Origin of the sequence: Sinorhizobium garamanticum (genome assembly GCF_029892065.1) — a bacterium.
In the GTDB taxonomy this organism is placed as follows: Bacteria; Pseudomonadota; Alphaproteobacteria; order Rhizobiales; family Rhizobiaceae; genus Sinorhizobium; species Sinorhizobium garamanticum.
The window spans coordinates 1,748,155-1,771,474 of the sequence record NZ_CP120374.1 but is presented as its reverse complement, the minus strand read 5'-3'; the positions used below and the strand labels follow the sequence as shown (position 1 = coordinate 1,771,474).

24 protein-coding genes are annotated in these 23,320 nt (G+C 62.3%); 10 read left to right on the top strand and 14 right to left on the bottom strand.

Annotated features, from left to right (window positions below; genetic code table 11):
• Window positions 1–39: 39 nt before the first annotated feature.
• Window positions 40–795 (bottom strand): SDR family NAD(P)-dependent oxidoreductase, encoded by a 756-nt coding sequence (locus tag PZN02_RS28080; RefSeq protein WP_280662213.1) that lies wholly within the window; start codon window positions 793–795, stop codon window positions 40–42.
• Window positions 796–1,237: 442 nt separating this feature from the next.
• Here PZN02_RS28080 and PZN02_RS28075 point away from each other — a divergent pair, with 442 nt between their 5' ends.
• The 8 genes from PZN02_RS28075 to PZN02_RS28040 all read left to right on the top strand — a co-directional run bounded on the left by PZN02_RS28075 (window position 1,238) and on the right by PZN02_RS28040 (window position 5,951).
• Window positions 1,238–1,834 (top strand): L,D-transpeptidase, encoded by a 597-nt coding sequence (locus PZN02_RS28075; RefSeq protein ID WP_280662212.1) that lies wholly within the window; start codon window positions 1,238–1,240, stop codon window positions 1,832–1,834.
• 190 nt (window positions 1,835–2,024) lie between these two features.
• Complete coding sequence (locus tag PZN02_RS28070; protein WP_280663307.1) at window positions 2,025–2,162, top strand: ABC transporter; 138 nt, start codon at window positions 2,025–2,027, stop codon at window positions 2,160–2,162.
• 153 nt (window positions 2,163–2,315) lie between these two features.
• Window positions 2,316–2,906 carry a hypothetical protein gene (locus PZN02_RS28065; protein ID WP_280662211.1) on the top strand — a complete coding sequence of 197 codons (591 nt, stop codon included), beginning with the start codon at window positions 2,316–2,318 and terminating at the stop codon, window positions 2,904–2,906.
• A 150-nt stretch (window positions 2,907–3,056) separates the two neighbouring features.
• Window positions 3,057–3,644, top strand: a complete 588-nt coding sequence (locus tag PZN02_RS28060; RefSeq protein WP_280663306.1) for a protein-S-isoprenylcysteine O-methyltransferase — start codon at window positions 3,057–3,059, stop codon at window positions 3,642–3,644.
• A 10-nt stretch (window positions 3,645–3,654) separates the two neighbouring features.
• Window positions 3,655–4,440 carry a hypothetical protein gene (locus PZN02_RS28055; protein ID WP_280662210.1) on the top strand — a complete coding sequence of 262 codons (786 nt, stop codon included), beginning with the start codon at window positions 3,655–3,657 and terminating at the stop codon, window positions 4,438–4,440.
• A complete protein-coding gene (locus PZN02_RS28050) occupies window positions 4,437–5,324 on the top strand; it encodes an SDR family NAD(P)-dependent oxidoreductase (RefSeq protein WP_280662209.1) in 888 nt (295 codons plus the stop codon). Before PZN02_RS28055 ends, PZN02_RS28050 begins: the two co-directional genes overlap by 4 nt.
• A 91-nt stretch (window positions 5,325–5,415) precedes the next feature.
• Entirely contained in the window at window positions 5,416–5,676 is a 261-nt protein-coding gene (locus PZN02_RS28045; RefSeq protein WP_280662208.1) for a CopG family ribbon-helix-helix protein, read from the top strand.
• On the top strand, window positions 5,676–5,951 hold the full coding sequence (locus PZN02_RS28040) for a type II toxin-antitoxin system RelE/ParE family toxin (RefSeq protein ID WP_280662207.1): 276 nt from the start codon (window positions 5,676–5,678) through the stop codon (window positions 5,949–5,951). The genes PZN02_RS28045 and PZN02_RS28040 overlap by 1 nt, the downstream gene beginning before the upstream one ends.
• 228 nt (window positions 5,952–6,179) lie before the next feature.
• On the opposite strand, the gene PZN02_RS28035 is transcribed toward PZN02_RS28040, so the two are convergent.
• The 3 genes from PZN02_RS28035 to PZN02_RS28025 form a co-directional block, all read right to left on the bottom strand.
• Window positions 6,180–6,584, bottom strand: coding sequence for a type II toxin-antitoxin system VapC family toxin (locus PZN02_RS28035; protein WP_280662206.1), 405 nt, complete (start codon window positions 6,582–6,584; stop codon window positions 6,180–6,182).
• On the bottom strand, window positions 6,581–6,814 hold the full coding sequence (locus tag PZN02_RS28030) for an AbrB/MazE/SpoVT family DNA-binding domain-containing protein (protein ID WP_280662205.1): 234 nt from the start codon (window positions 6,812–6,814) through the stop codon (window positions 6,581–6,583). Before PZN02_RS28030 ends, PZN02_RS28035 begins: the two co-directional genes overlap by 4 nt.
• Before the next feature lie 154 nt (window positions 6,815–6,968).
• The gene (locus tag PZN02_RS28025; protein WP_280662204.1) at window positions 6,969–9,806 is read right to left on the bottom strand and encodes a DNA translocase FtsK; all 2,838 of its coding nucleotides are present in this window, start codon (window positions 9,804–9,806) and stop codon (window positions 6,969–6,971) included.
• 420 nt (window positions 9,807–10,226) lie between these two features.
• Between PZN02_RS28025 and PZN02_RS28020 the strand changes: the two genes are divergently transcribed.
• Both PZN02_RS28020 and PZN02_RS28015 read left to right on the top strand, forming a co-directional pair.
• Window positions 10,227–10,631: a DoxX family protein gene (locus tag PZN02_RS28020; RefSeq protein ID WP_280662203.1), complete on the top strand. Its 405-nt coding sequence runs from the start codon at window positions 10,227–10,229 to the stop codon at window positions 10,629–10,631.
• A gap of 229 nt (window positions 10,632–10,860) precedes the next feature.
• A complete protein-coding gene (locus PZN02_RS28015) occupies window positions 10,861–12,015 on the top strand; it encodes an acyltransferase family protein (protein ID WP_280662202.1) in 1,155 nt (384 codons plus the stop codon).
• A 255-nt stretch (window positions 12,016–12,270) separates the two neighbouring features.
• On the opposite strand, the gene repB is transcribed toward PZN02_RS28015, so the two are convergent.
• The 10 genes from repB to urtD form a co-directional block, all read right to left on the bottom strand.
• On the bottom strand, window positions 12,271–13,323 hold the full coding sequence (gene repB, locus PZN02_RS28010; protein WP_280662201.1) for a plasmid partitioning protein RepB: 1,053 nt from the start codon (window positions 13,321–13,323) through the stop codon (window positions 12,271–12,273).
• Between the two features lie 3 nt (window positions 13,324–13,326).
• Window positions 13,327–14,598 (bottom strand): plasmid partitioning protein RepA, encoded by a 1,272-nt coding sequence (repA, locus tag PZN02_RS28005; protein ID WP_425336324.1) that lies wholly within the window; start codon window positions 14,596–14,598, stop codon window positions 13,327–13,329.
• Window positions 14,599–14,801: 203 nt separating this feature from the next.
• On the bottom strand, window positions 14,802–15,794 hold the full coding sequence (locus tag PZN02_RS28000; protein ID WP_280662200.1) for an ABC transporter permease: 993 nt from the start codon (window positions 15,792–15,794) through the stop codon (window positions 14,802–14,804).
• A complete protein-coding gene (locus tag PZN02_RS27995; protein ID WP_280662199.1) occupies window positions 15,791–16,771 on the bottom strand; it encodes an ABC transporter permease in 981 nt (326 codons plus the stop codon). Before PZN02_RS27995 ends, PZN02_RS28000 begins: the two co-directional genes overlap by 4 nt.
• Window positions 16,768–18,321, bottom strand: a complete 1,554-nt coding sequence (locus tag PZN02_RS27990; RefSeq protein WP_280662198.1) for a sugar ABC transporter ATP-binding protein — start codon at window positions 18,319–18,321, stop codon at window positions 16,768–16,770. Before PZN02_RS27990 ends, PZN02_RS27995 begins: the two co-directional genes overlap by 4 nt.
• A 70-nt stretch (window positions 18,322–18,391) precedes the next feature.
• The gene (locus tag PZN02_RS27985) at window positions 18,392–19,516 is read right to left on the bottom strand and encodes a sugar ABC transporter substrate-binding protein (protein ID WP_280662197.1); all 1,125 of its coding nucleotides are present in this window, start codon (window positions 19,514–19,516) and stop codon (window positions 18,392–18,394) included.
• Between the two features lie 296 nt (window positions 19,517–19,812).
• Window positions 19,813–20,880, bottom strand: a complete 1,068-nt coding sequence (gene gntR, locus PZN02_RS27980) for an HTH-type transcriptional regulator GntR (RefSeq protein ID WP_280662196.1) — start codon at window positions 20,878–20,880, stop codon at window positions 19,813–19,815.
• Between the two features lie 343 nt (window positions 20,881–21,223).
• Window positions 21,224–21,607 carry a BRA0787 family protein gene (locus PZN02_RS27975; protein WP_280662195.1) on the bottom strand — a complete coding sequence of 128 codons (384 nt, stop codon included), beginning with the start codon at window positions 21,605–21,607 and terminating at the stop codon, window positions 21,224–21,226.
• Window positions 21,608–21,842: 235 nt separating this feature from the next.
• Window positions 21,843–22,538 (bottom strand): urea ABC transporter ATP-binding subunit UrtE, encoded by a 696-nt coding sequence (urtE, locus tag PZN02_RS27970; RefSeq protein ID WP_280662194.1) that lies wholly within the window; start codon window positions 22,536–22,538, stop codon window positions 21,843–21,845.
• Window positions 22,539–22,562: 24 nt separating this feature from the next.
• Window positions 22,563–23,315 (bottom strand): urea ABC transporter ATP-binding protein UrtD, encoded by a 753-nt coding sequence (urtD, locus tag PZN02_RS27965; RefSeq protein WP_280662193.1) that lies wholly within the window; start codon window positions 23,313–23,315, stop codon window positions 22,563–22,565.
• Window positions 23,316–23,320: the final 5 nt, after the last annotated feature.

Genomic DNA, 23,320 nt, shown 5'->3' with positions numbered 1-23,320 from the left:
GTTATCGTTGCCGTGAAGGAACCACTTGAAGCGCGCGGCTCAGTGGGCCGTATAGGCGCCATCCACGAGATGGACGCTTCCCGTGATGAAGCTCGCCTGCTCGGATAGGAGGAAGCACACGAGGGACGCCACTTCTTCCGGCTTGCCGCGCCTTCCCATCGGCTGCAGCGACATCATGCGCCGGGTGCTCGCGATGTCGGCATGCTCCGATAAGAGCGGCGTTTCGATCCAACCGGGACCGACGGCATTGATGCGGATGCCCATCCGCGCATATTCGATCGCAGCGACCTTCGTCAGCCCGACAATCCCGTGCTTGGCCGCGGTATAGGCGGCTGCGGTCGGCAGGCCGACCGAGCCGAGAATGGAAGACATGTTGACGATCGCGCCGCCGCCCACAGCCAGCATGGCGGCGATCTCGTGCTTCATGCAGTAAAAGACGCCATTCAGATTGACGTTCATCACCTTGTGCCACTCGTCGAGTGGATAGTCGGCCGTTGCTTTGCGGATGCCGTCGATGCCGGCGTTGTTGACCGCCAGATGAAGGCCGCCGCATCTCTCGACGGCGAACTTCACCAGCTTTTCCACAGCTTCGGCATCGGCCACGTCGACGACGAAGTCATGAGCCTTGCCGCCATGCGAACGAATCTCGGCGGTGATTCGGCGCGCGGCATCAGCGTCCAGGTCGGCAACGATGACCTCGGCCCCCTCGCTACCGAGTTGCAGGGAAACAGCCGCGCCAATTCCGGAACCCGCACCGGTCACGATCGCAACCTTCCCCTCGAAGCCAAGTTTCATTTTGCCTATCCTTGTTGTCGTGCCTCGACCTAATCGAGCGGGCACAGCGCCGCAAGACGTTTCACAAGCCGTGAAGAGCGGCATCCACTTCAACGACCCGAAAAAGCTGGCAAGCTCGCGAGAAACGCCTGTTGATCCCGCTCCTGTTCATTCGCCTGACGACAGCGCCCCGCGTCTTATCAGACGCGCAAAGGACGCTGTAGCACTTTGAATTGCTGCATGTTTATCCTCAAATCGGCCAGGATTTAAGGAAACATGCAGTGGGCGCTGTTACAGATATACCACGCTTGCCCCACATATGCTTTGGCCCGCAAGCAAAGATGTAGTCCAATCCAACTTTCTATGCTCTCCAGTCGTCTTAATCGATGCGCAAGACTTGGCCGCCGCGCGCCGCGGTGTTAAAGACGAATCGGGGGCGCACCGATTTGCTCAGCAGGTAAAGATGGACAATGACCAAATTACGCGCCGGATGCTCGTTTTGAGCGGTCTGGCTCTGTTGACCTCTGGATGCAGTTCAAGCTGGCAAGGAATGGGGGTGCCCGTTCCATCCCTGTTCGGGAACTCTTCCGGCGTCGATCCACGCTACCGTAGGCGGCATGTCCGCTACGAGGGATACGAAGCGCCCGGAACGCTCGTCGTCGACACGAATCAGCGTTACCTCTATGCGGTCGAAGAGGGCGGCTGGGCGACGCGCTACGGGATCGGCGTCGGGGAAGAAGGCCTCACGATGAAAGGCAAGGCGGTCGTCGGCCGCAAGGCGGAATGGCCCTCATGGACGCCGACCGCCAGCATGATCAAGCGCAAGCCGCACCTGGCGCAATACGCAGGCGGCGTCTCCGGCGGACCGCACAATCCACTTGGCGCATCTGCCCTTTATCTCTACCGCGGCGGGCAAGACACCATGTTCCGCGTGCACGGAACGAACGAGCCGTGGACGATAGGCCACGCGGTTTCGAACGGTTGCATCCGCTTGACGAACGAGGATATCGTCGACCTCTACAGCCGCACGCCCGTAGGCACGGAGGTATTGATCATCTGATGGTGTTTCCCCTCAATTTTCGGTATAAATGATGAAGCTGTGTGTTTTTGGGACACCGTTGAAAGTCCGGCAACGACAAACCGGATGGCAACTGTGTCCTTTCTGCACTAGGCCGAGTCGCAATTCGCCACTATTACTTCAAATGTTGCCTTCGATAACCCATTCCGACTATTGAGGAAAGGACTTCTTGATGAGCAGAATTCTAATCGTGATGATTGCGTTGTTTTCGGTCGCCAGCCTGAGCGCTTGCGGGACGATTGGCAAAGGCAAGGGGAAGGCCCCGCCACCGGCTGCGCCGGTTGAACAGGCACCACCAGTCTTTAAGTAAATTATGATCTTTGCGTGGGGAGGGTCTCGCGACCCTTCCCACGTTTTTTAATTCATGGCCAAGCCGGCTTAAGATCTACAGCGCCGAAGCCACAGGTTCACAGGAGTTGGCTTCAACTTGCGCTCATCAGAGCTCGGGAGATAAAGCGTAATAATGACGCTTATACGAGGTCGTATATCGCTTGTGGTTCTGCTCGCAATGGCGACCACAGCATGTCAAACGGAAGACAAGGCTCCCCAACCGCGTTTTGTTTCGAGCATCGACGCTACCGCGGCGCGAACTGCCGGAAAGTCTCAGCGGAGAGACTACGGCTATTTTATCGAATTCCGCTCCCGCTACGCGCTCAGCTATGGTCACTCCTACGTGATTTTCGGGCGCACGAACAAGTCCGGAGCAATGATCAACCCAGAGGTCGCAGGACTTGCACCGGCTACGAACGATACCGCACCGTACGTCATGGGCCATTTCCTGCCGGTTCCGGCCGAGACCGGAGCGAGCGACGGCGACCTGGAAGAAGAATACAGGTCGGCAAGCTGGCGCGTTCTGCTGACGGAAGCCGAGTACCAGGAAGTTGCCGCGAACATTCGCAAGCTCAAAGCGGAGGCCCGCTTCTGGCACGCGTCGCTCTATAACTGCAACGCCTTCGTGGCGGAGATTGCGCGTTCCATGGGGTATAAGACACCCGGCATCTGGCTCAGGCCGCAAGAATTCATTACAAAGCTTCGGGAGATGAACGGCGGGTGAGCGCAATCGGTGCTTGCCCCCGCTTGTCCGACGGTCGGATCGTCCGACCGTCGCACTTTTATTGGTCGGAGCGGAGCGTAATGGCCACATCCTTGACAGCTGTTGCGATGGCCGCGGATCGCAGCGAAGCTTTGGTGAGCTAGCGTGAACATAACAGTCGCTTCCGTCGGCGAAATCATCTGGGTGCTCGGCATCGTCGCCTGGTACTTCATTCGGCGTCCTTATGAACGTCGGGCAAAGCGCGTGCGGGTCGTCAGCAACCGCCGCTCGCGTTCCGAGATCGTCGGGCTCGCAGCGGCCCTGCTGGGTCTTGCGATCATTCCCGGCTTTTACGTCGCGACCGGCATACCAGAGGCCGCCGATTACCCGGCGCATGCATGGGCGGTCGTCCTCGGCGCCTTGATCTTTGCCATGGCGATGTGGGTCTTCCGCAGAACTCACAAGGAACTCGGCCGCAACTGGTCCATTTCGCTGGAGATTCGCGACAAGCACGAGCTGATTTGCCGCGGCCCCTATGCCTTCGTCCGTCACCCGATGTACACTTCCTTCCTGCTGATGGGCGTCGGCCAGGCCTTTCTGCTGTCGAACTGGGTGGCCGGCCTTGCGGGTCTGGCGGGCTTTGCCGTCCTCTTTTTCCTCAGAGTGGACAAGGAGGAGCGCATGATGCTGGAAATATTCGGCCCGCAGTATCGCGCCTATATGGACAGGACCAAGCGTATTATCCCCTATCTTTACTAGAGGTGGCACGATGCGAGGCCGAGCCCTCAAGCTTTCGGCGGCACGACGCCTTGTCGGGGATCTCATGAGATTTTCGATCGGCGTGCCACGGGTCACGGTGCAGCGCCAAATGAACCTTGGCGCCCTGCAAAAAGCCAGATTGGCACAGCCAAGCCGGCCGTCCTGGACAGTGCTCTTCCTGAAAGGATATGCACTCCTCTCCAAGGAGACGCCGGAGTTTCGCCGCGCCTACGTCAAATTCCCAAGACCCCAGCTCTACGAATATCCGGGAAGCGTCGCCTCGATCGCGCACGAGCGCGAACATGAAGGCGAACGGGTCGTGCTCCTGAGCACGATCAAGACCCCCGAGCAGCGATCGATCGCCGAATTGGGGGCGCTGATCCAGTCGGCGCGATCACGTCCGGTACTGGAGATCAAGCAGTTCCGCCGCGCCTTGAAGCTCGCCCGCGCACCCGCGCCGATCCGGTGGCTGCTCATGTGGCTTGGCCTCAATATCGGCCGCCAGCGCGGGCGCCATTTCGGCACCTTCCAGCTGTCGGTCTATTCCGGCCTCGGCGCGGAGTCCCTCAATCCCCTGACACCGCTCACGACGATCTTCAATTACGGTCCGATCAGCGAGGATGGATTGGTGACCGTCCGCATCCACTATGATCACCGGGTTATGGACGGCGCCAATGTCGCGCGCGCGCTGGAGCGATTCGAAAGGATCCTGAACGGCGAAGTCGCCGATGAAGTGGCAGGCCTTTCCGAGAACGGAGCCGCCCGGAATGCTGCGGCATCGGGATCAGCAGCATGACGTCAAGGCAAGAGCTTCGGCCAGCCGTCGTGGTGGTCGGCGCCTCGCGCGGCATCGGCAAGGCGATCGCCGAGGCTGCCGCAAGGGACGGCGCCACCGTCGTCCTGGTCGCGCGTTCGGCAGAAGGCCTGGAGGCGGTCGCGGCCGCCGTGCGGAAGGCGGGCGGCAAGCCGTTCACACTTGCTCTGGATCTCACGGCCGGCGATGCGGCGGCGCACCTCGAAGACTTCCTGTGCAATGAGGGGTTGATGTGCGATGTTCTCGTCAACAGCGCCGGTTACGGCCTGCGCGGCGGGGCCGCGACGCTGCCGCTCGACGAGCAAATCGGGATGGTCGACCTCAATATCCGCGTCTTGACCGAGCTCACGCTGCGTTTCCTGCCGGGGATGGTCGCGCGCGGCAGGGGCGGCGTGATCAATCTCGGCTCCGTCGCGAGCTTCACGCCCGGCCCCTTCATGGCCTTGTACTATGCAAGCAAGGGCTTCGTCCGTTCCTTTTCGGAGGCACTGCATCAGGAGGTGCGCCCGGCCGGCGTGACCGTCACCTGCGTCGCCCCGGGGCCGGTGTCGACGGAGTTCCTCGAAAAATCGGGCGCCAACAGGGCGGCGCTGTTCAAGATCCTGCCCAAAGTGGATTCGGAATACGTGGCCGAACGCGCCTGGCGCGGATTCAAGGCGGGCCGACGTCTCGTGATCCCAGGCATCTCCGCCAGGCTGGCGATCCTTCTCGCCGGTCTCTTGCCGTCCGCGGCCCTCCTGCCCCTGATCGCCCGGTTGCAACTGCGCGGCAATGATCCCTGCCCTTGCGGTTCGGGCAAGACGTTCAAAACCTGTTGCCGCACCGGCCGATCGCAACGGCATTCGCCGTCCGGAACGAAGGCCTGATCTCGTCGCCGCGAGGCGGTTTTGTCAAAAGGCTCTGGATGCAATCAGGTTTAATCACTATGATTAAACCTGATTAAAAAGGAATGGAGCCATGGAAACGAAGGTGCTGACAGCACATGTGCCGCTGCCGCTCGCAGAAAAGGTCGATCAGATTGCGGCACGGCTCGAACGTTCGCGCGGCTGGATCGTCAAGCAGGCGCTGACCGCCTGGATCGATCAGGAAGAGGAGCGCCGGCGCTTGACGCTGGAGGCGCTCGCCAATGTCGACGGGGGCCATGTCGTCAGCCACCAGTCCGTGCAAGCTTGGGCCGACAGCCTCGATAGTGACAAGCCGCTGCCGCTGCCACTTTGATGAAGCTCCATTGGACGACCAAGTCGGTTTCTGACCTCGGACGCCTCTATGATTTTCTAGCACCGGTCAATCGACAAGCAGAAGCCCGCACGGTGCAGGCACTGGCGAGCGCCCCAAGGCGCCTGCTCGAACAGCCACGGATCGGCGAACGGCTGGAAGAGTTCGATCCCCGCGCGGTCCGTCGTATTCTCGTTAGCCATTACGAAATGCGCTATGAGATCACGCAGTCGACAATCTACGTGCTGAGGCTTTGGCACACGCGCGAGGATCGCTAGACCGCGGTGATCAAGAAGTCATTCTCGTGGTCACGCCCGCACATCCGCGATGACACACGAAGCTTCGCATCACTCCATATCATCGCTTTCGGGCGCACCGGAATGGTCGGGCAAGACGTTCAGGAGCTGCTGTCGCGCCGGCCGATCGCAACGGGATGCGCCGTCCCGTACGAAGGCCTGACCGTCACCGGTGCGAGGCCAGTTGCTCTGCGGGTTCCTTGTTCTCGCCTACGCGGGTGGTGTGATCAGCGCGAGCGACGGGAAATAGGTTCGGTACCGGCCGATATCACGTGTCAGCAATGGGATCTGACTGACCGCAGCGTGCGCGCCGATGAAGAAATCGGGCAAAACGCCGATCCTTGATCCTCCCGCCCGTCGATACTGCGTGAAGACCTTGGCTGCGAGAAAAAGAGCCGCTCGAGGCATCGGCGTCATATCGAGCCCAGCCTCGTCGAGAAATGCATCAAGGTCTTCGATCCGACCGTATCGGACCGACAACTCCGCATAAATCGTATCGTTGATCAGCAGTGGTGCTGCGAGGCTTGCCGCTTCAAGCTGCGCAATCGACCAATCTGCCCACTTGGCGTCATCCGTGACAAGGTCCAACAAGACATTGGTGTCGACGAGCGTCATCCCTCACCGCGGGTCAACGCCATGATGGCGTCCGTGTCGAACCCCCTGCCTGCATGACCGCGCAACTTTGCAAAGCGGCTCGCCGGTTGCTTCTTGTCGGCACGCGTCAGAACGATGCTCCCATCGGCGGCGCGGCGAAAGTCGACCTTGCTGCCGGGGCCGATCCCCAACAGGTCGCGGACAGGCTTCGGAATCGTCACTTGGCCTTTTGCTGTAACCGTCGTGGTCATCTGGGCATCTCGGTAATACTCCTTGTCGCAACAGTATTACTCCGGTGAACAGATTTCAAGCAATCGCGTACGCGCCGCTTCGAGGCTATGCGCCGGCGAGACAGCAATTCGGAAACGACTTCAGATCGCCACGTGCTCTAGGCGAGGCTTCCAATCACTCCATGTCGTCGCTTTCGGACGCACCGGAATGGTCGCGTTGGCCGTAGACGATCTCGCGCTTGCCCACATGGTTGGCGGGACCGACAAGGCCCTCCTTCTCCATGCGTTCGACGAGCGACGCGGCACGGTTGTAGCCGATACCGAGGCGGCGCTGGATGTAGGATGTGGAGCATTTCTTGTCGCGCAGCACGACCTTGACCGCCTGGTCGTAGAGCTCGTTGCCGTCCTCGGAAGCGATCGCGCTCTTGTCGAACACGGCGCCCTGATCCTCGTCGGCCTCCTCTTCCTCTTCGTCAGCGGTCACCGTCTCCAGATATTCCGGGCGTCCCTGCGTCTTCAGGTGCGCCACGACGTGCTCCACCTCGAGGTCAGAGACGAACGGCCCGTGCACGCGGGCGATGCGGCCGCCGCCGGCCATGTGCAGCATGTCGCCCTGGCCGAGGAGTTGTTCGGCGCCCTGCTCGCCGAGGATCGTGCGGCTGTCGATCTTGGAGGTGACCTGGAAGGAGATGCGCGTCGGGAAGTTTGCCTTGATCGTGCCGGTGATGACATCGACCGACGGACGCTGCGTTGCCATGATCAGGTGAATGCCGGCGGCGCGCGCCATCTGCGCCAACCGCTGGATCGCGCCTTCGATCTCCTTGCCGGCGACCATCATCAGGTCGGCCATCTCGTCGACGATGACGACGATATAGGGCATCGGCGCCAGGTCCATTTCCTGCTGTTCGAAAAGCGGCTCGCCGGTACCCTTTTCGAAACCGGTCTGGACCGTCGCGAGGATTGGTTCGCCCTTCTCGCGCGCCGCAGCCGCCCGCTGGTTGTAGCCGTCGATATTGCGGACCCCGAGGCGCGACATCTTGCGATAACGGTCCTCCATCTCGCGAACCGCCCATTTGAGCGCCATCACGGCTTTCTTCGGATCGGTGACGACCGGGGTCAGCAGATGCGGGATGCCGTCGTAAACGGAGAGCTCCAGCATCTTCGGATCGACCATGATCAGCCGGCATTCCTCCGGCCTCAGCCGGTAGAGCAGCGACAGGATCATCGTGTTGATCGCCACGGACTTGCCCGAACCGGTGGTGCCGGCGACCAGCAGGTGCGGCATCTTGGCTAGCTCGGCAATCACCGCCTCGCCGCCGATGGTCTTGCCGAGGCAGAGCGCCAGCTTGTAGCCGGTCTTGCGGAAATCGGCGGACTCGATCAGTTCGCGGAAATAGACCGTCTCGCGGGTGGCGTTCGGCAGTTCGATGCCGATGACGTTGCGGCCGGGCACGACCGCGACGCGGGCCGAGAGCGCCGACATCGAGCGGGCGATATCATCGGCGAGGTTGATCACGCGGGACGATTTGACACCCGGTGCCGGCTCGAATTCGTAGAGCGTGACGACGGGACCCGGCCGCACGTGGATGATTTCGCCCTTGACGCCGAAATCTTCGAGCACGCTTTCGAGGAGCCCGGCATTCTGCTCAAGCTGTTCCTGCGTCATGAAGAAGCCCCGGCCTTCCGGCGGCTCCTGTAGGAGTTCCGCGGACGGAAACTCGTATGCGTCGGCGGCCTGGACCCGGTCGATTGCGCCAATCGGCGGCAGCGACGGGGAGGAGCGCTGCACGACCGCTGGCATGGTGACCATCGCCTTCGTCACCGGCGCCTCGGAAACCGGCTCGTTCTCTGGCACCGCGGCCAACATGATCGGCTCGGCCGGCGCTGGGCCAGGCTCTTGCACGGCCACTGTGGCTGCTGCCGCAGCGGGTTCCTCGGCCAACGGCCCGCTGATCACGTCAAGCGCTGGAGCGGAAGCGGGCAGTTCAGCAGCCGGCGCCGGACGCCGGCATTCGACGACCCGGAAAAGCGAGGTGATCGCACTCGTCGGCAGCGCGGGGATTTCCGCCGGCCGGGCGGCCACGGGCTTCGGTTCTACTGCGACCTCACGCGAGGTTGCCACGGCGCGGGCAACGGTCGGGGGCGCGGCGACGGCAGCGGGGGCCACGACCTCGGGCTGCATGAATTCGAAGAAGGCGTGATCGGAAAGATAGGCCAGGCGCGTGTCGGGGTGAACACCGATCTCCGCATCCGCACAGGAGGTGATTGCGGGAGCCTCCGGAACCATGTCCCCGACCTTCACGTCGGCCGCTTCCTGCGTGGATCCCGGTTGCATTGCCACCGGCCCTTGCGCTGCGACCGGCTCCGAAGCCAACGGTGATTCGGCCGTGCCGGTGTCGTTGGCGTGCTGAGCTCCCCAGGAGGGAAGCTGCTGCACCAGTACGCGCAGGAGTTCGGATGGACTGTGCTTGGCCGTCTCTGGCACGGTTGCTGGCACATCATTCGCCGGGGCCGCTTCAACCGCCACCTCCCCGACATCCTCCGCAGCCGCGACATCCGTCTCGGCGACCTCGGCCGCCATCTCTGTTTCCGATTCGCCCTCCTCGATCGCCGGGGCACGGCGCTTCATGAATTCGCGCTCGGGCGTGCGGGTAAAACGGACATTGGGCGACAGGAAGAAATGGCTTTCCCAGGTGGTATCGCCGTCATGGCCGGTGATTTCGGCGAGCGTCGGCAGCGGATCGCGCGTCGAGGCCGTGACCTGCGCCGGAGCATAAGCCGAGCCCTGCCCGTAGAGCCGCGCTGCGCGCCCGGCATAGCCTGTGTCGTGGGCTTCCTGGCCAACTGCGCGCCGCGGCGCTACCGGCGCCTCGAACAGGTGATCGTGTTCGCTGGTGCCTGCTGGATGGCCATGAGTGCTGCCCGGGGCACCCGGATGCGGAGCCTCGAAATCGTCCGCCTGGTTTGCATCATACAAAGCTGCCGTCGAGAAATTTGTCCGGGGAATACGCATGGCCTGAAAACTCGAAATTCATTATCGAAGGGGCTGCCTTAAGCGAATAGGAAATGAAGGTTAACAACTCCCTTCCAGGCACACCGCCGGAAACTCCGCATGCCCCTCCGAAGGGCTTCGCCGAGCCCCTCCCGGCCGACCGCATCCAAGGCTTTTCAGGGCTTCGGCGGCGGTTTTTGCCGCCGTTCAAATTCTGTTTCAGACCGGGAAGATTTTCGAAGCGTGAGCGCTATGTTTGCAAACACAGATTGCTATCGCCATCCCTCCTCGCGGGCACCGGGGGGAAAAGCTCAATAGCGCCGGTGATGCGCGGCAGTTGGAAATCTTCTGACGCCACACCGCCGATAGAGCGGGATGAGGAAAAGTGTGCGCGGTTTTCCGCCCGCATCCCGCTCTCGTGATCTCAGAAAGGCACTCGACATGAGCGAAAACCTTGCACTTCAGAGCGTCCTGGCCTTCATCGGCCGTCTGCTTCTCGTCGCCATTTTCCTCTCGTCCGGCTTCGAAAAGTTAGCCGATCCCGCAGGAACGATCGAGTATATAAGGGCGGCCAATCTGCCCCTGCCCACGGTAGCCTTTGCAGTCGCTCTCGTCGTGGAACTCGCCGGCAGCATCCTTCTCGTCCTTGGCTATCAAGCCCGCTTGGCGGGGCTCGCACTAGCGGTCTTCACCCTGGCATCGGCTCTCGGATTTCACACAGATTTTGCAGACCAAAACCAGATGATCCATTTCATGAAGAATCTCGCCATCACGGGCGGATTCCTCCAGATCGCCGCCTTCGGCGCGGGTACCTTCAGCCTGGATGGACGCGCCGGCCGCGTCTGAGCGGAAGCAGCGCTAGGCGGCTTGCGGCAATCTTTCAAAGCTCGCCGATTACTTACTCTCGCCTTAGTCAGCCTCTAGGCAGTCCCTTGTGCGTCGCAACATAGCACGCAGGCAGTAACCTTTGCTGCATGTTTCCAAAAACATGCAGCGCTTCAAAGTTGCTACAGCGTCCTTTGCGCGTCTCATAAGACGCGCGCGCTGTGGTCGCCAACAAGGACGAAGATTGCTGATGGCTGACTATGATCCCCGCAAAATCCGAATCGATTGCCTGGATGGACTTCGAGGGCTGGCATCTCTCTGGGTGATGATCGGCCATGCGCTGCTGCTGACAGGTTGGCGCTTGCCGGTTCTGTCGGAACCCGATCTCGGTGTTGATCTCTTCATCATGCTTTCCGGCTTTCTGATGGTATTTCACTATCAGCTGCGTGCCGCCAAGGAGCCGTGGGAACTGACCTCGACCTGGGCAAGCTTCTGGATCCGGCGTTTCCTCAGAATCGCGCCGCTCTATTATGTCCTTCTCGCCGTTGCCTTCGCGCTCGGCACCTGGCTGTTCGAATCGAGAATGGTCATCGACGCCTTCCTCGGAAGAACGCCGCAATCGCCGCAACGCTATCTCGACAACGGATTGACCAACGGGCTGATGCACGCGAGCTTTCTCTTCGGCCTCTCTCCCGACTATGCCTACCGCACACCGCTGCCGGACTGGAGCATAGGGCTCGAAATGCAGTTCTACGCGGCCTTTCCCTTCATCATGCTCTTGCTCAAGAAAGGCGGATGGCTGAAGGGCGCGCTCTTTACCGCCATTATTGCCCTCGCGATCGTGTCGACGTCGAGCGTGCTGGGAGTCCACTTTCCAATGCCGGCGTTCCTGCCGCTGAAGATGCATATCTTTCTTTGCGGAATGCTGTTGGCGCTTGGTCTTCACGCGGACGGGTCGAAAGCTGTTCTGCACGGCGGAGCGGCAATCGCGCTCGCTCTTCTGCCGATCGGTGGCGATATGACCGCTACGAAAATGCTGATGCGCGTCGCGCTCGTCGGCTTCTTCTTCGCACTCCTCTATCATCGCCTGATCGGCAACACGGTGGGCCTCAGGCTTCGCGCCCTTTCTTCGTCGCTCGGAAACAGGTTCTTTCATTGGCTCGGTGAACTTTCATTCGGGGCCTATCTCTGGCACCTCATCTTCCTGCAGCCGATCGCCGCCTATTTCATTGCCACTTTCGGCGACACGATCACGCCGCCCGTGCGCTTCGCCGCAGTCACCGCCATTCTCGTGCCTTTGGTCTACGCGGCTGCCTGCATGACTTTCTTCGCGGTCGAAAGACCTGGTCAGAGGCTCGCAAAGCGTTTGATCAACAGGCAAAAACCTCAGCCGGTTCGGGCGTGAGTGAGGTTGGAGCGGAATTCGCTCTGCGAGCAGATTTGCGGCTGGTGCCGTATCTCGACCCCCCTCTGCCCTACCGGGCATCTCCCCCACAAGTGGGGAGATCGGCAAGGCGCGAGCCCCAGTTTCGTCTCCACGACAGGGTCAAACTCACTGTGGCAAGTGAAAGGGACGCAGCGGTGCCTCTTCAAATCTTCCCCCTTGTGGGGGAGACGCCCGGCAGGCAGAGGTGGGTGCCGCCGCAAGCCGAAAGAGAATCTACGACTTCTGGTTCTTCACAAATGTCGCGTGCCATTTTGCCAGCATCGACACCGCTTCCTTGAGGAAGGCCGGGTGGGTGCCGGGCAGGAACTCGATTCTTGGGGCCTTTCCGTCGAGCTTCAGCCGCGCGAAGACACGGCCGGCCTCGTCTCTCAGTTCCTCCGGCTTCTCCGGCTCCGGCTTGTCCCTCTCAGACAGGCGATTGAAGACGAGCTGGAAGCGCTGGTCGGTGTCTGCGGCGCGGAACCGCGGCGAACCGATTTCCTCGTCCGCCAGTTCACGCGCCTCTTCCCTTTCGAGCAGCGTGGCGATCGCCATCCACCGCTCTCGCCCGGCCTTCGGCGCCGGGCCGACCGCCCTGGCGAGATGATGCGGCACGCTGTCGGCCACCTGGAGGAGGCGCGACAGCTCGCTCTTCTGCACGGCGAGCGCGTCACCGATCACCTTGCGATCGAATCCGCGCGCGGCGAGCGCCGCGGCAAAAAGCGCCCGCTCGATGAAGGAAAGGTTGCGCCGTTCTGCATTTTCCTTGCCTTGGGCGAGCACCAGCTCGTCGTCGGAAAGCGGCCGGACGATCGCCTTCACCTGCAGTTCAAGCCGGCGCACCGCCTTCAGCCGGCGATGGCCGTAGGCGGTCTGGTAGTGACCCGGCTTTTCCGGGTGCGGACGCACGAGGATCGGCGATTGCTGGCCGTTCTCGCGAATGCTTTCGACGAGCGCCAGGAAATCGGGATCGTCGACCTCGCCGTCGGTCAGCCGGTCCTCGACGAAGGAGCCCTCGACCAGGACAGGATCGAGTGCCACGACGCGCTCGCCCTGGGTGAGAGCTTCCCGCAACACGCGCGCCTCCTCCGCCTCGCGCGTGATGTTGCCAAGCGAAAGCCCCATCGCCCGGACCGCTCCTGACGCGGCGCGTGGGGCATCCGGGGTGGAGGCGGGCCGCCCGTTGACAGGTGTCAACTCGCTCTCGGCCTTCTGTTCCGCCGGTGCCGTGGGAGCACCGCCCGCAAACAGCGCCCGCAATTCGTTTTTCCGGTTGTTGCCAGCCATGTCTTAACGCCCCCAGGCCGCATGAATGAGAGCCTCGACTTCGCCGTTGACGGCGTTCAGCGACTCGATCGCCCGGTCATAGGTCGCGCGGGTGAAATTCTCCCGGCCGACCTCGTAGAGCGTCTGCTTCGTCAGGCCGGCGTCCGAGATCGCCGTCGATTTCACCATCGCCGAGGTCAGCACGCGATCGCCGAACAGCGAGCGCATGAAGCCGACGATCTGCGCCTGCGGCCCGTCATTGGGCTCGAAGCGGGTGACGAGATAGCGCAGGAAATCGAAATTGAGTTCGCCGCCGGCGTCGCGCACGACGCCAAGCAGGTCCGAAGTCATGAAGAGGAACTGGTTCATCGAGGCGACGTCGAGCATCTGCGGATGCACCGTCACGATGACAGAGGTCGAGGCGCAGAGCGCCGAAAGCGTGAGGTAGCCGAGCTGTGGCGGGCAGTCGATGACGACGACGTCATAGTCGTCGGCGACACTCGCAAGCGCCGTCTGGACGCGGGCGAAGAACAGCGGGCCGGCATCCGCGCCGCTCTGGCGGGCACTTAGCGCCTGCGGCGTAGTATGCTCGAACTCCTGCAGTTCGAGATTGCCCGGCACCAGATCGAGCCCGTCGAAATAGGTCTTGCGGATGATGTCCTTCAGCGGCCGCGCCTCGGCGTCGTAGCGGATGGCGCCGTAAAGCGTGTCATTGCCGGTCAGGTCCAGTTCCGGCTGATAGCCGAACAGAGCCGAAAGCGAGGCCTGCGGATCGAGATCGACCGCGAGCACACGATGGCCGGTCATGGCGAGATATTGGGCCAGATGGACCGACGATGTCGTCTTGCCGGACCCGCCCTTGAAGTTGGTGACGGAGATGACCTGCAGGTGCTCGCCCTTCACGGCATCGCGCCATTTCAGGTAGCTGCGCGCCTTGGCGACATTGCCCTTGGCCAGTGCCTGGTCGGCGAAATGCCGGCGAAGCGCATTGATGTCGGAGAGCGAATAGGAGCGCCGCCCGCCAGACCCGGTGTCGGGCTGCGGACCCTCGCCGGCCAGCGACAGCTGCCGAAGATAACCGTCCGAGACGCCGATCAGTCGGGCCGCTTCGCCCGAGGTGAAGCTTCGGAGAGTCTTCATCGCCGTCGGCGGGAACAGGCGCTCACGCATTGCCTTGAGCTGCTCGGACAGTGCCCGCGCGTCCGCAGCGATCGCCTCGTCCGCGGGGCGCCGATAGCCCGTCCCGCTCAAGCTCCCCGCTTCTCCGACCGCCGCCGTCGATCCCGCCATGTCCATTCCCAAATTCCCTCTCGCGTTTCGCATCGCATTCGCGGCGAGATCAACAGTGTCCGTATCGCGGGCTGCGCAAATGCGCCCGCAACATCTTCTTACAGACCCGTCGCTGAACTACGCTGAAATGCGGAATATGCGATCTATACCGTTAGAGGGTGATTCATCCTCTGATTCGCGTCAAGCCATTTCGGGAGCCGGCGGCAGCTCTATCGGTTCGGCGGCGCGCGGCCGTAGAGAAGCAGCATGACGATGATGACGATGCCGTAGACGATCTGGCGGCCCGCTTCCGGCATCTGCATCACCGAGAGGATCGATTGCAGGAGCGTGATCAGGATGACGCCGGCGACTGTGCCCAGATAAGAGCCTCGACCGCCAAGGATCGAGGTGCCGCCGAGCACGACGGCAGCGATCGCCGGCAGCAGATAGGCGTCGCCCATCGCCTGCGCCGCCTTCGAGGAATAACCGGCGAGCAGCACGCCGCCGAAGGCGCTGAGCGCGCCCGAGATCGCAAAGGCGATCATGACGACGCGCCGCGTGTCTATCCCCGAAAGGTAGGCCGCCCGTTCGCTGTTGCCGATGCCGTAAACCGCCCGGCCGAAGGAGGTGCGCGTAAACAGGAATACCATCATGGCGCTGATCGCGACCCAGACGAGGATGGCGTTCGGCAGACCCGGAATGACGAACCCGGTCGCGAGCCAGCGCACCGCCGGCGGCGCGGAGTCCTGCGGCGAGAAGCCGCCGGTATAGACGACCATCAGGCCCTGGGCGACGACATTGGTCGCAAGCGTCACGATCATCGACGGGATGCGCAGATAGGCGACACCAAAGCCGTTCAGCAGGCCGAAGGCCGTGCCGCAGAGGATCCCGAAAGGAATGGCGATTACCGGTCCCACGCTTCCGAAGCTGGCGGCGGCACAGGCCATCATCGCGCCGGTCGTCATCACCCAAGGGACGGAAAGATCGATGTGGCCGAGAAGAATTACCACCATGACGCCGGCGGCCACGACTCCGAGGAACGAAGCGACCTTGAGCTGTTGCAGCAGGTAGTTGAGCGACAGGAAATTGCTGGAATAGAGACTGCTCAGAAAAAGCAGTAGGAGGATGCAGCCGAAGGCGGTGAGAACGGCCGGATCGGCGCGCCGGAGAAATGCCGGCAGGCGGGCCCTGATCGAGACGCGATTGTCGGACGTCTCACTCATTGGAACCAGTCCAGACGGTTGCGCACCCGCAGCAAGGCCAGAGAACCGATGCTGACCGCGATCATCAGGACGACACCCTGGAGAAGCGGCTGCCACAGCGGATCGACGTCGAAGACGAAGAGCATATCACCGGTCGTGCGCGCGGCGAATGCGCCGAAGATGGCACCGACGGCGCTACCGCGCCCGCCATAGAGCGAGACGCCGCCGAGCACGACCGCCGCGATCGACCAGAGTGTGTAACCGCTGCCGCTGGCATAGGCCGCCTCGCCGGTATAGGTGAAGAAGGTCAGGAACAGTCCGCCCATGGCAGCGAGCAATCCGGCAAGCGTATAGGCTGCAAACTTGCCGCGCCGGATCGGCACGCCAGACATGAAGGCCGCCTGCTCAGACGAGCCGGCCGCATAGGCGGCCCTGCCAAGCCGCGATCGCCGGAAGGGCAGCCAGACCAGCACAACGGCCGCCGCCAGCGCCACCAGGCTCGATGGAATCACGCCGAAGAGGCGGCCGGTCAGCGCATCCGCGAGATCCTCGTTGACGGAGCCGCCGGGAAAGGGTCTCAGCAGCAGCGCCAGGCCGAAATAGACTGCCCCCGTCGCGATCGTCGCGACGATCGGCTGCAGTCGTCCATAGATCACCAGAAGCCCGTTGATGGCGCCGCAGACCATGCCGGCCGCAAGGACGGCAACGACGCCCAATGCGGTCGGCAGCGGCTCACCGACGACGATCCAGGATGCCAGGCAATTGGTCAGGATGAAAATCATGCCGACCGACAGATCGATGCCCGCCGTGATCACCACCAGCGTCTGGGCCATGGCGACGAAGGCGAACAGCACGCCCTTGTTGGCGGCGGTCTGGGCCACGTTGGCCGTCAGCCCGGCCGGGTGGTTGGCGATGTAGACGGCAAACATCAGGAGAAAGATCGCGAGCCCCATGAGCGTCCCGCGTTGCTCGTTCAGCCAGTAGCGCCACTCGCTCATGCCGCCGTTCCCTCCCGGTCGCCGCCGTCGACGTTGAGAGCGCTCGCGATCAGCGCATGCTCGGTGATGTCCCGGCCTTCAAGCTCGCGAACGATGCGGCCGTCATAGAGAACGAGAACGCGGTCGCAGCAGCCGATCAACTCGTCGTAATCGGTCGAATAGAAGAGAATCGCCGCGCCGGCATCGGCCAGCCGGCGCAGAAGCTGGTACATCTCCTGCTTGGTGCCGACGTCGATACCGCGTGTCGGATCATTAAGCAGAACGATCCGCGGCTTGCGCATCAGCCACTTGGCGATGACTACCTTCTGCTGGTTGCCGCCCGACAGCGCGCCCACTGGAATGTCGAGCCCGGCTGTCTTGATCGCGAGCAGCTGCACCATCTCGTCGATCAGTTGTTCTTCCGCGGCGCGGTCGATGATCCCGCCGCGCGCAACATGGTCGAGTGCCGCGAAGGACAGGTTTTCCCGCACGGTCATCGGCAGCATCAGCCCCTCGGTCTTGCGGTCTTCCGGAATGAGCGCCATGGCACTGCGCGAGGCGCGGGCGGCCGCAGGGCTTGCGATCGTCATCGGCGCGCCGTCAATGAGCACCGAGCCCGTGGTTCCGCGCAATACGCCGAAGAGAGCGAGCAGCAGGTCGCGCTGGCCCTGGCCGTCGAGCCCGCCCAGGCCCACCACCTCCCCCTCGGCGACCGAGAGCGAAACGTCGCGGAGCCGGTCGCCCCAGCCGAGGTTCCGGCATTCGATGCGGGGAGGCTTGGCGATGGCCGCACGCTGAGGCTTCGGCGGAAAGACATTGCTGTATTCGCGCCCGATCATCATTTCGACGACTTCGCTGTTGCTGCGGGTGCCGGCGCGGAAGCTTGCGACATTGCGGCCGTTGCGGAACACGGTGCAGGTGTCGGCCAGTTCGGCGATCTCATGCATGCGGTGCGAGATATAGAGCAGGGCCAGACCTTCGGAACGCAGGCGCTTCAGCACCGCAAACACCTTGGCGACATCGCCGGCCGTCAGCGCCGAAGTCGCTTCGTCGAGGATCAGGATGCGTGGCTTTGATGCCAGCGCCTTGGCGATCTCGACCATTTGCCGGCGGGATAGCGGCAGGTCCTTCACCGCCGCACGCGGGTGAATGTCCTCGGCGCCGGCCCGCGCCAGCGCCTCTTCCGCGATCGCGCGCTGGGCCCGCCGGTCGATCAGGCCGAAGCGACGCGGCGGATTGGCAATGGCGATATTGTCGGCGACGCTAAGGTCGGGGATCAGCGACAGTTCCTGGAAGACGCAGGCGATGCCCGCGGCGGAGGCGGCGGCCGGCGAACGGAAGGTGATGTCGTGGCCATCGAGCAGCATACGACCCTCGTCCGCTGCCACCACACCTGCCATGATCTTGATCAGCGTCGACTTGCCGGCGCCGTTCTCGCCGAGGATCGCGTGGATATGGCCGGCTTCGACGTCGAGCTTGGCATTCTCGAGGGCGCGCACGCCGCCATAACGCTTGGACACACCTTCCATCCGGAAGAGCGGGGACGTCGCCTGTATCTCTGCCGTTGTCATCCGTCGCCTCGGCTGCCGCAATTTTCGCGCATGCCGCGCCGTAGCGCGACATGCGGATCGGGAAGACCCCCTACTGGTTTTCCTTCGACTGCCCCATAATTTCCTGGGCGGTGAAGTTGATGCCGCAAGTCGGGAAGGCATTGCCGACGAAGAAGTTGTCGGACTGGTCGGGGTAGTAGTCTTGGCCTTCCTTGAAGTTCGGATCCTCGACGATCGCCAGCGGCAGCTTGATCGACTGCGGTACCACCTGCCCCTCGAGTGCTGCGATCGCCGTCTTGATGGCAACGGCCACCTGAGCCGGGCCGGTGCCGGCGGACGAGCACTTCAGTCCCTCGCTGGCATGTTTGGCGCAGAACTTGCGGAAACCGTTCTCCGTCTCACCGCCGAAGGGCACGAAGGGATGGCCGGCGTCGATCATCGCCTGCACGACGCCGGTGTCGCCGCCCTGTGCGGTGATTCCGTCAAAAGTCTTGTGCACGGCGATTGCATCGGCGGTCGCCTTTTGCGCCGTCGGGTCGTCCCACTTGCCGATCACCTCGACGACGTCCCATTTCTTGCCGGTCGCAGCAAAGGTCTCATGAATGCCGTTGTGGCGATCAGTATCGACCGATGTGCCGGCGACGCCGCGCACCTCAAGGATCTTGCCGCCCTCCGGAAGGTGCTTGGCGAGCCAGTTCGCCCAGAGCACGCCGAGACCTTTCTGGTCGACGTTGACGTTGATCGCGTCCTCGGTGTCGAGAATATTGTCGAAGGCGACCAGGACCACGCCCGCCTCCTTGGCGCGCTTGATGACCGGCCCGAAGGCTGTCGGGTTCTGGGCGTTGACGACGATCGCGTCATAGCCGGAGTCGATGAAGTTGTTGATCGCCGATATCTGCGCCGGCACGTCCTCGCCGGTGGAAACGACCTTGAACTCCTTGAGCTTCGCCGCGACGTCCGGTTGCGCGGCATAGGCCTTGGCCGTCTGGATCATCTGGATGCGCCATGTATTGGCGATGAAGCCGTTGGCGAGCGCGATCCGATACGGACCGTCCTTTTTCGGGAACTTGAAGAATTTGGTTTCAGCCGCCCAGGGCGCGAAGCATTCCGGTTCGGCCGCCGGCCCGCTGACGATTTCGGGTTCGGCATATGCTGTCGTCGATAGAAGCGTGAGCGCAGCGGCCGTGAGAATGCCGCTGACGAATGTTCTGGTCATCGAATTCCCTCCCATTTGTGGTTATGCGGGACAGGGCATCGAAACAGGGGGCCGTTAGAGCATCCCGCTTTGGGTGGAATCACGAAAAGCGTCCTTGTGCGCTCACTCGAACGCACAATGCTCTAGACATCGAGCATTCGCCGCAGACAGCGCCTGCGCTCGTTGCCAGTCCGGCACGACATGTCGATACGCGAGTCCGGTGACGTCAGACAGGTCTCCTCCCGAAACGCCACAGCCAGGGATGGTAGCGCTACCAACCAGCGTTGTAAAGCGGCGCATTCTGGCCGCATTGCGGGTTAGAACGCAGGTACAGCCGCGCGCATAGTGCTCTCGCGAATCTTCAACTCAAAGCCGAGGTCCACGACCGTCCGCTGTGGTCGCTCGCCGGCAATGGCGGCCCGCACCATGGCGATGGCGCGTCGTCCGATCTCGTATCGGGGGGTGCGCACGCTGGTGACAGAAGGTGACGCCACCTCCATCATTTCCAGATCGTTGAAGCCGGCTATGCTGATTTGAGCCGGAACCTTCAAACCTGCGCGATGGCAGGCGAAAAGGACGCCGAGCGCCACGTCGTCATTGTTGCAGATGACCGCGTCGAGATCCGGGGTCCTTTCGAGCGCCTTGTGAAACAGGCTTACGCCCATCGACACGCTCGAGGGCGAAATGGTTGTCGTCACGAGTGCTGCATCGAAGCGGCCGGCTTCGCGCATCACCGCCTCATAACCCGCGAGACGCCGCCGCGAACGCGGGTCCATGCGGGCGCCAAGAAATCCTATGCGCTTGCAGCCGACATCGATCAGGTGCCGCGCCACCGCCTTGCCGGCCTCCAGGTGGGAAAAGCCGATCATCATGTCGACCGGATCCGGCCCGATCTCCATGATCTGCACGACTGGACAGCCTGCCTCTTCCAGCATCTGCCGCGTCGTCGGCCCTTGATCTATGCCGGAAACGATCAGCGCGGAGGGACGCTGGCCGAGGAAGACCCTCAGCAGCCGCTCCTCCTCCTCATCGGAATAATGCGTGTTGGCGAACTGGATCTGCAGCGGGCAATCCCCCAGACCATCGTGGATCCCGCGCAAGACTTCGGCAAAGACATTGTTCGTCAGCGACGGAACGAGCACGCCGATGACATCGGCGCGCGCCGAGGCCAGCGCACGCGCGCTCGGGTTCGGCACGTAACCCAGCTCATTGACAGCCGCGGCGATGCGCTGGCGCAACTCCGGCGATACGCGCTCGGGGTCGCGCAGCGCGCGGGAAACCGTGATGCTGCCGACGCCGGCGAGACCCGCAACATCCGCGAGCGTCGGTCGGCCACTGCCGCGGCGCGATCGGTTCCTGACTTCGCTATCGTTTGACGACGCCACACCCCGCCTCAATCTGGCCCATCGGCTATGCTCGCCGCTGTTTCTTCTCACCGACTGCATGTTTCCTTAAATCTGAACCGGTTTAAGGATAAAAACATGCAGCAATTCAAAGTGCCACAATGTCCTTTGCGCGTCTGATAAGACGCGCGGTGCTGTGGTCGGCGCGGGGAGAATTGCGCATGGCCTGGCGCTCCCCCATCCGACTATCTTACGGCATGGCAGGAAAGGAAAGAACTCTGTCGCGCGGCAACGGCCCTGCGGGTCGGCATGGATCAAATATTGATCGCCAGACAACGAAACAGCGCGGCAGGACGGCCGCGCTGTTTCGCGAGCCTCTACTCTGTTACTCAGCGTGAAGCGGCTGATTGAAGCGGTCGGCAAAAGCTTCGATCGAGCCGCGGCCGAAGCGCCTTAGCCGACGCCGTACCAGAACGGACATGACGCGGGCTGCGGTGGAAAAGGTCATCTCGTCAAGCGGTCCGCGGCCGCTCCATGGTTTGCTCAGCCGATCGGTGACGATACCGATCATGTTGGCGGGCATGATATCGGTGCAAGGTTTCATCCAGTCGAAAACCTCGCTGATCGGCAGCACGTTGCCTTCGTAGGAAACGATCGGTTCAGGCATCCCCTCATCCCAGTCGTCATAGGCCTCGAGTGCGTCTCGAAACAGATTCTGCAGGGTGATCGGGGCGTGCCCTTCGTAAAGGGCGGGCAGGAAATTCGTCATTAGGGTCTCCTCCGATTGGGTAGGCCGGAAACGCGAAATGGCCAATTCCGTCAGCGGTAACGGATTGTGATGCTCCTTCATAAAAAGTGCAGCGGCAGTATGGTTCAAAGCAACGGGCAGCGCAACACAATCGATTAAAACACTGTATTTTTTACCGCGCTCCGAAGGCAAGGCATCCTTCAGTAAGCGGGCAAGCGGCTGAATTTCTGGAATAATTTACCCCTGTGGAAAACAACTACACGGTTAGATGCCGCCGCGCCTCCGGCGTATCGAGCGTCTCGGCCGGCCCCTCATGCACGAAAGCACCGCGGTCCATGATGTAGACGTGATCAGCAAGCTCGCGGCAGAAGTCGAGATATTGCTCGACGAGCAGGATCGCCATGCCGGTCGAATCCCGCAAATATTTGATCGCACGGCCGATGTCCTTGATGATCGATGGCTGGATACCCTCGGTCGGCTCGTCGAGCACCAGGATCTTGGGGCGTGTTACGAGCGCCCGGCCGATGGCAAGCTGCTGTTGCTGGCCACCGGAAAGATCGCCGCCGCGCCGACCGAGCATCGTCTTCAACACCGGAAACAAGCTGAAGATGTCGTCGGGAATGGAGCGGTCGGCCCGTTTCAGCGGCGCATAGCCGGTTTCGAGGTTTTCCCTGACCGTGAGCAAGGGGAAAATCTCGCGGCCCTGCGGCACGTAGCCGACGCCGAGCTTTGCCCGGCGAAAGGGCGCCATGCCGTCGAGCGGGGCGCCGTTGAACGAGATCGCGCCGCTCGTCACCGGATGCTGGCCGGTGATCGCCCTGAGTAGGCTCGACTTGCCGACACCGTTGCGCCCGAGCACGCAGGTGATCTTTCCCATCTCCGCCTTGATCGAGACGTTGCGCAGAGCCTGCGCGGCGCCGTAGTGAAGGCTGACGTTTTCGACGGTCAACATGGGTTCAGAACTCCTTCCGTTCGCTCATCGGCCGAGATAGTTTTCGATCACCTTCGGATCACTGCTGACGAAATCGATCGAGCCCTCCGCCAGAACCGAGCCCTCGGCAAGGCAGGTCACCTTGACGCCGAGATCGCGGATGAAGCCCATGTCGTGTTCGACGACGACGACCGAGCGCGTCCTGGCGATCTCCTTAAGCAGCACAGCCGTCTCGGCCGTCTCCGCATCGGTCATGCCGGCGACCGGCTCGTCGACGAGCAGGAGCTCAGGTTCCTGCGCAAGGAGCATGCCGATCTCCAGCCATTGCTTCTGGCCGTGCGAGAGGTTGGCTGCCAGGTCGTCGCGGCGCGCCGTCAGGCGAACGGTCGAAAGGATTTCCTCGATACGGGCCTTGTCCTCCGTCGTCAGACGATAGAACAGCGTCGCGAAGACGCCGCGGCTGCGGTTCAGCGCCAGCTCCAGATTGTCCCAGACGGTGTGATTTTCGAACACGGTCGGCTTCTGGAACTTGCGCCCGATGCCGAGCTGGGCGATCTCCGCCTCGTCTCTCCGGGTCAGATCGATATCGCCCTTGAAGAAGACTTCGCCCTCGTCGGGTCGGGTCTTGCCGGTGATGATGTCCATCATCGTCGTCTTGCCGGCGCCGTTCGGGCCGATGATCGCCCGCAATTCCCCAGGTTCGACGATAAAGGAGAGCGAATTCAACGCCTTGAAGCCATCGAAGGAGACGGAGACGCCGTCGAGATAGAGCAGGCTCTTGGGTTTCTTCTCTTGCATGACAA

Bases quoted from the DNA above. Each gene is read 5' to 3' on its own strand.
- PZN02_RS28080 (WP_280662213.1), bottom strand. From the start codon at position 795: ATGAAACTTGGCTTCGAGGGGAAGGTTGCGATCGTGACCGGTGCGGGT.
- PZN02_RS28075 (WP_280662212.1), top strand. From the start codon at position 1,238: ATGGACAATGACCAAATTACGCGCCGGATGCTCGTTTTGAGCGGTCTG.
- PZN02_RS28070 (WP_280663307.1), top strand. From the start codon at position 2,025: ATGAGCAGAATTCTAATCGTGATGATTGCGTTGTTTTCGGTCGCCAGC.
- PZN02_RS28065 (WP_280662211.1), top strand. From the start codon at position 2,316: ATGACGCTTATACGAGGTCGTATATCGCTTGTGGTTCTGCTCGCAATG.
- PZN02_RS28055 (WP_280662210.1), top strand. From the start codon at position 3,655: ATGCGAGGCCGAGCCCTCAAGCTTTCGGCGGCACGACGCCTTGTCGGG.
- PZN02_RS28050 (WP_280662209.1), top strand. From the start codon at position 4,437: ATGACGTCAAGGCAAGAGCTTCGGCCAGCCGTCGTGGTGGTCGGCGCC.
- PZN02_RS28045 (WP_280662208.1), top strand. From the start codon at position 5,416: ATGGAAACGAAGGTGCTGACAGCACATGTGCCGCTGCCGCTCGCAGAA.
- PZN02_RS28040 (WP_280662207.1), top strand. From the start codon at position 5,676: ATGAAGCTCCATTGGACGACCAAGTCGGTTTCTGACCTCGGACGCCTC.
- PZN02_RS28035 (WP_280662206.1), bottom strand. From the start codon at position 6,584: ATGACGCTCGTCGACACCAATGTCTTGTTGGACCTTGTCACGGATGAC.
- PZN02_RS28030 (WP_280662205.1), bottom strand. From the start codon at position 6,814: ATGACCACGACGGTTACAGCAAAAGGCCAAGTGACGATTCCGAAGCCT.
- PZN02_RS28025 (WP_280662204.1), bottom strand. From the start codon at position 9,806: ATGCGTATTCCCCGGACAAATTTCTCGACGGCAGCTTTGTATGATGCA.
- PZN02_RS28020 (WP_280662203.1), top strand. From the start codon at position 10,227: ATGAGCGAAAACCTTGCACTTCAGAGCGTCCTGGCCTTCATCGGCCGT.
- PZN02_RS28015 (WP_280662202.1), top strand. From the start codon at position 10,861: ATGGCTGACTATGATCCCCGCAAAATCCGAATCGATTGCCTGGATGGA.
- repB (WP_280662201.1), bottom strand. From the start codon at position 13,323: ATGGCTGGCAACAACCGGAAAAACGAATTGCGGGCGCTGTTTGCGGGC.
- repA (WP_425336324.1), bottom strand. From the start codon at position 14,598: ATGGACATGGCGGGATCGACGGCGGCGGTCGGAGAAGCGGGGAGCTTG.
- PZN02_RS28000 (WP_280662200.1), bottom strand. From the start codon at position 15,794: ATGAGTGAGACGTCCGACAATCGCGTCTCGATCAGGGCCCGCCTGCCG.
- PZN02_RS27995 (WP_280662199.1), bottom strand. From the start codon at position 16,771: ATGAGCGAGTGGCGCTACTGGCTGAACGAGCAACGCGGGACGCTCATG.
- PZN02_RS27990 (WP_280662198.1), bottom strand. From the start codon at position 18,321: ATGACAACGGCAGAGATACAGGCGACGTCCCCGCTCTTCCGGATGGAA.
- PZN02_RS27985 (WP_280662197.1), bottom strand. From the start codon at position 19,516: ATGACCAGAACATTCGTCAGCGGCATTCTCACGGCCGCTGCGCTCACG.
- PZN02_RS27975 (WP_280662195.1), bottom strand. From the start codon at position 21,607: ATGACGAATTTCCTGCCCGCCCTTTACGAAGGGCACGCCCCGATCACC.
- urtE (WP_280662194.1), bottom strand. From the start codon at position 22,538: ATGTTGACCGTCGAAAACGTCAGCCTTCACTACGGCGCCGCGCAGGCT.
- urtD (WP_280662193.1), bottom strand. From the start codon at position 23,315: ATGCAAGAGAAGAAACCCAAGAGCCTGCTCTATCTCGACGGCGTCTCC.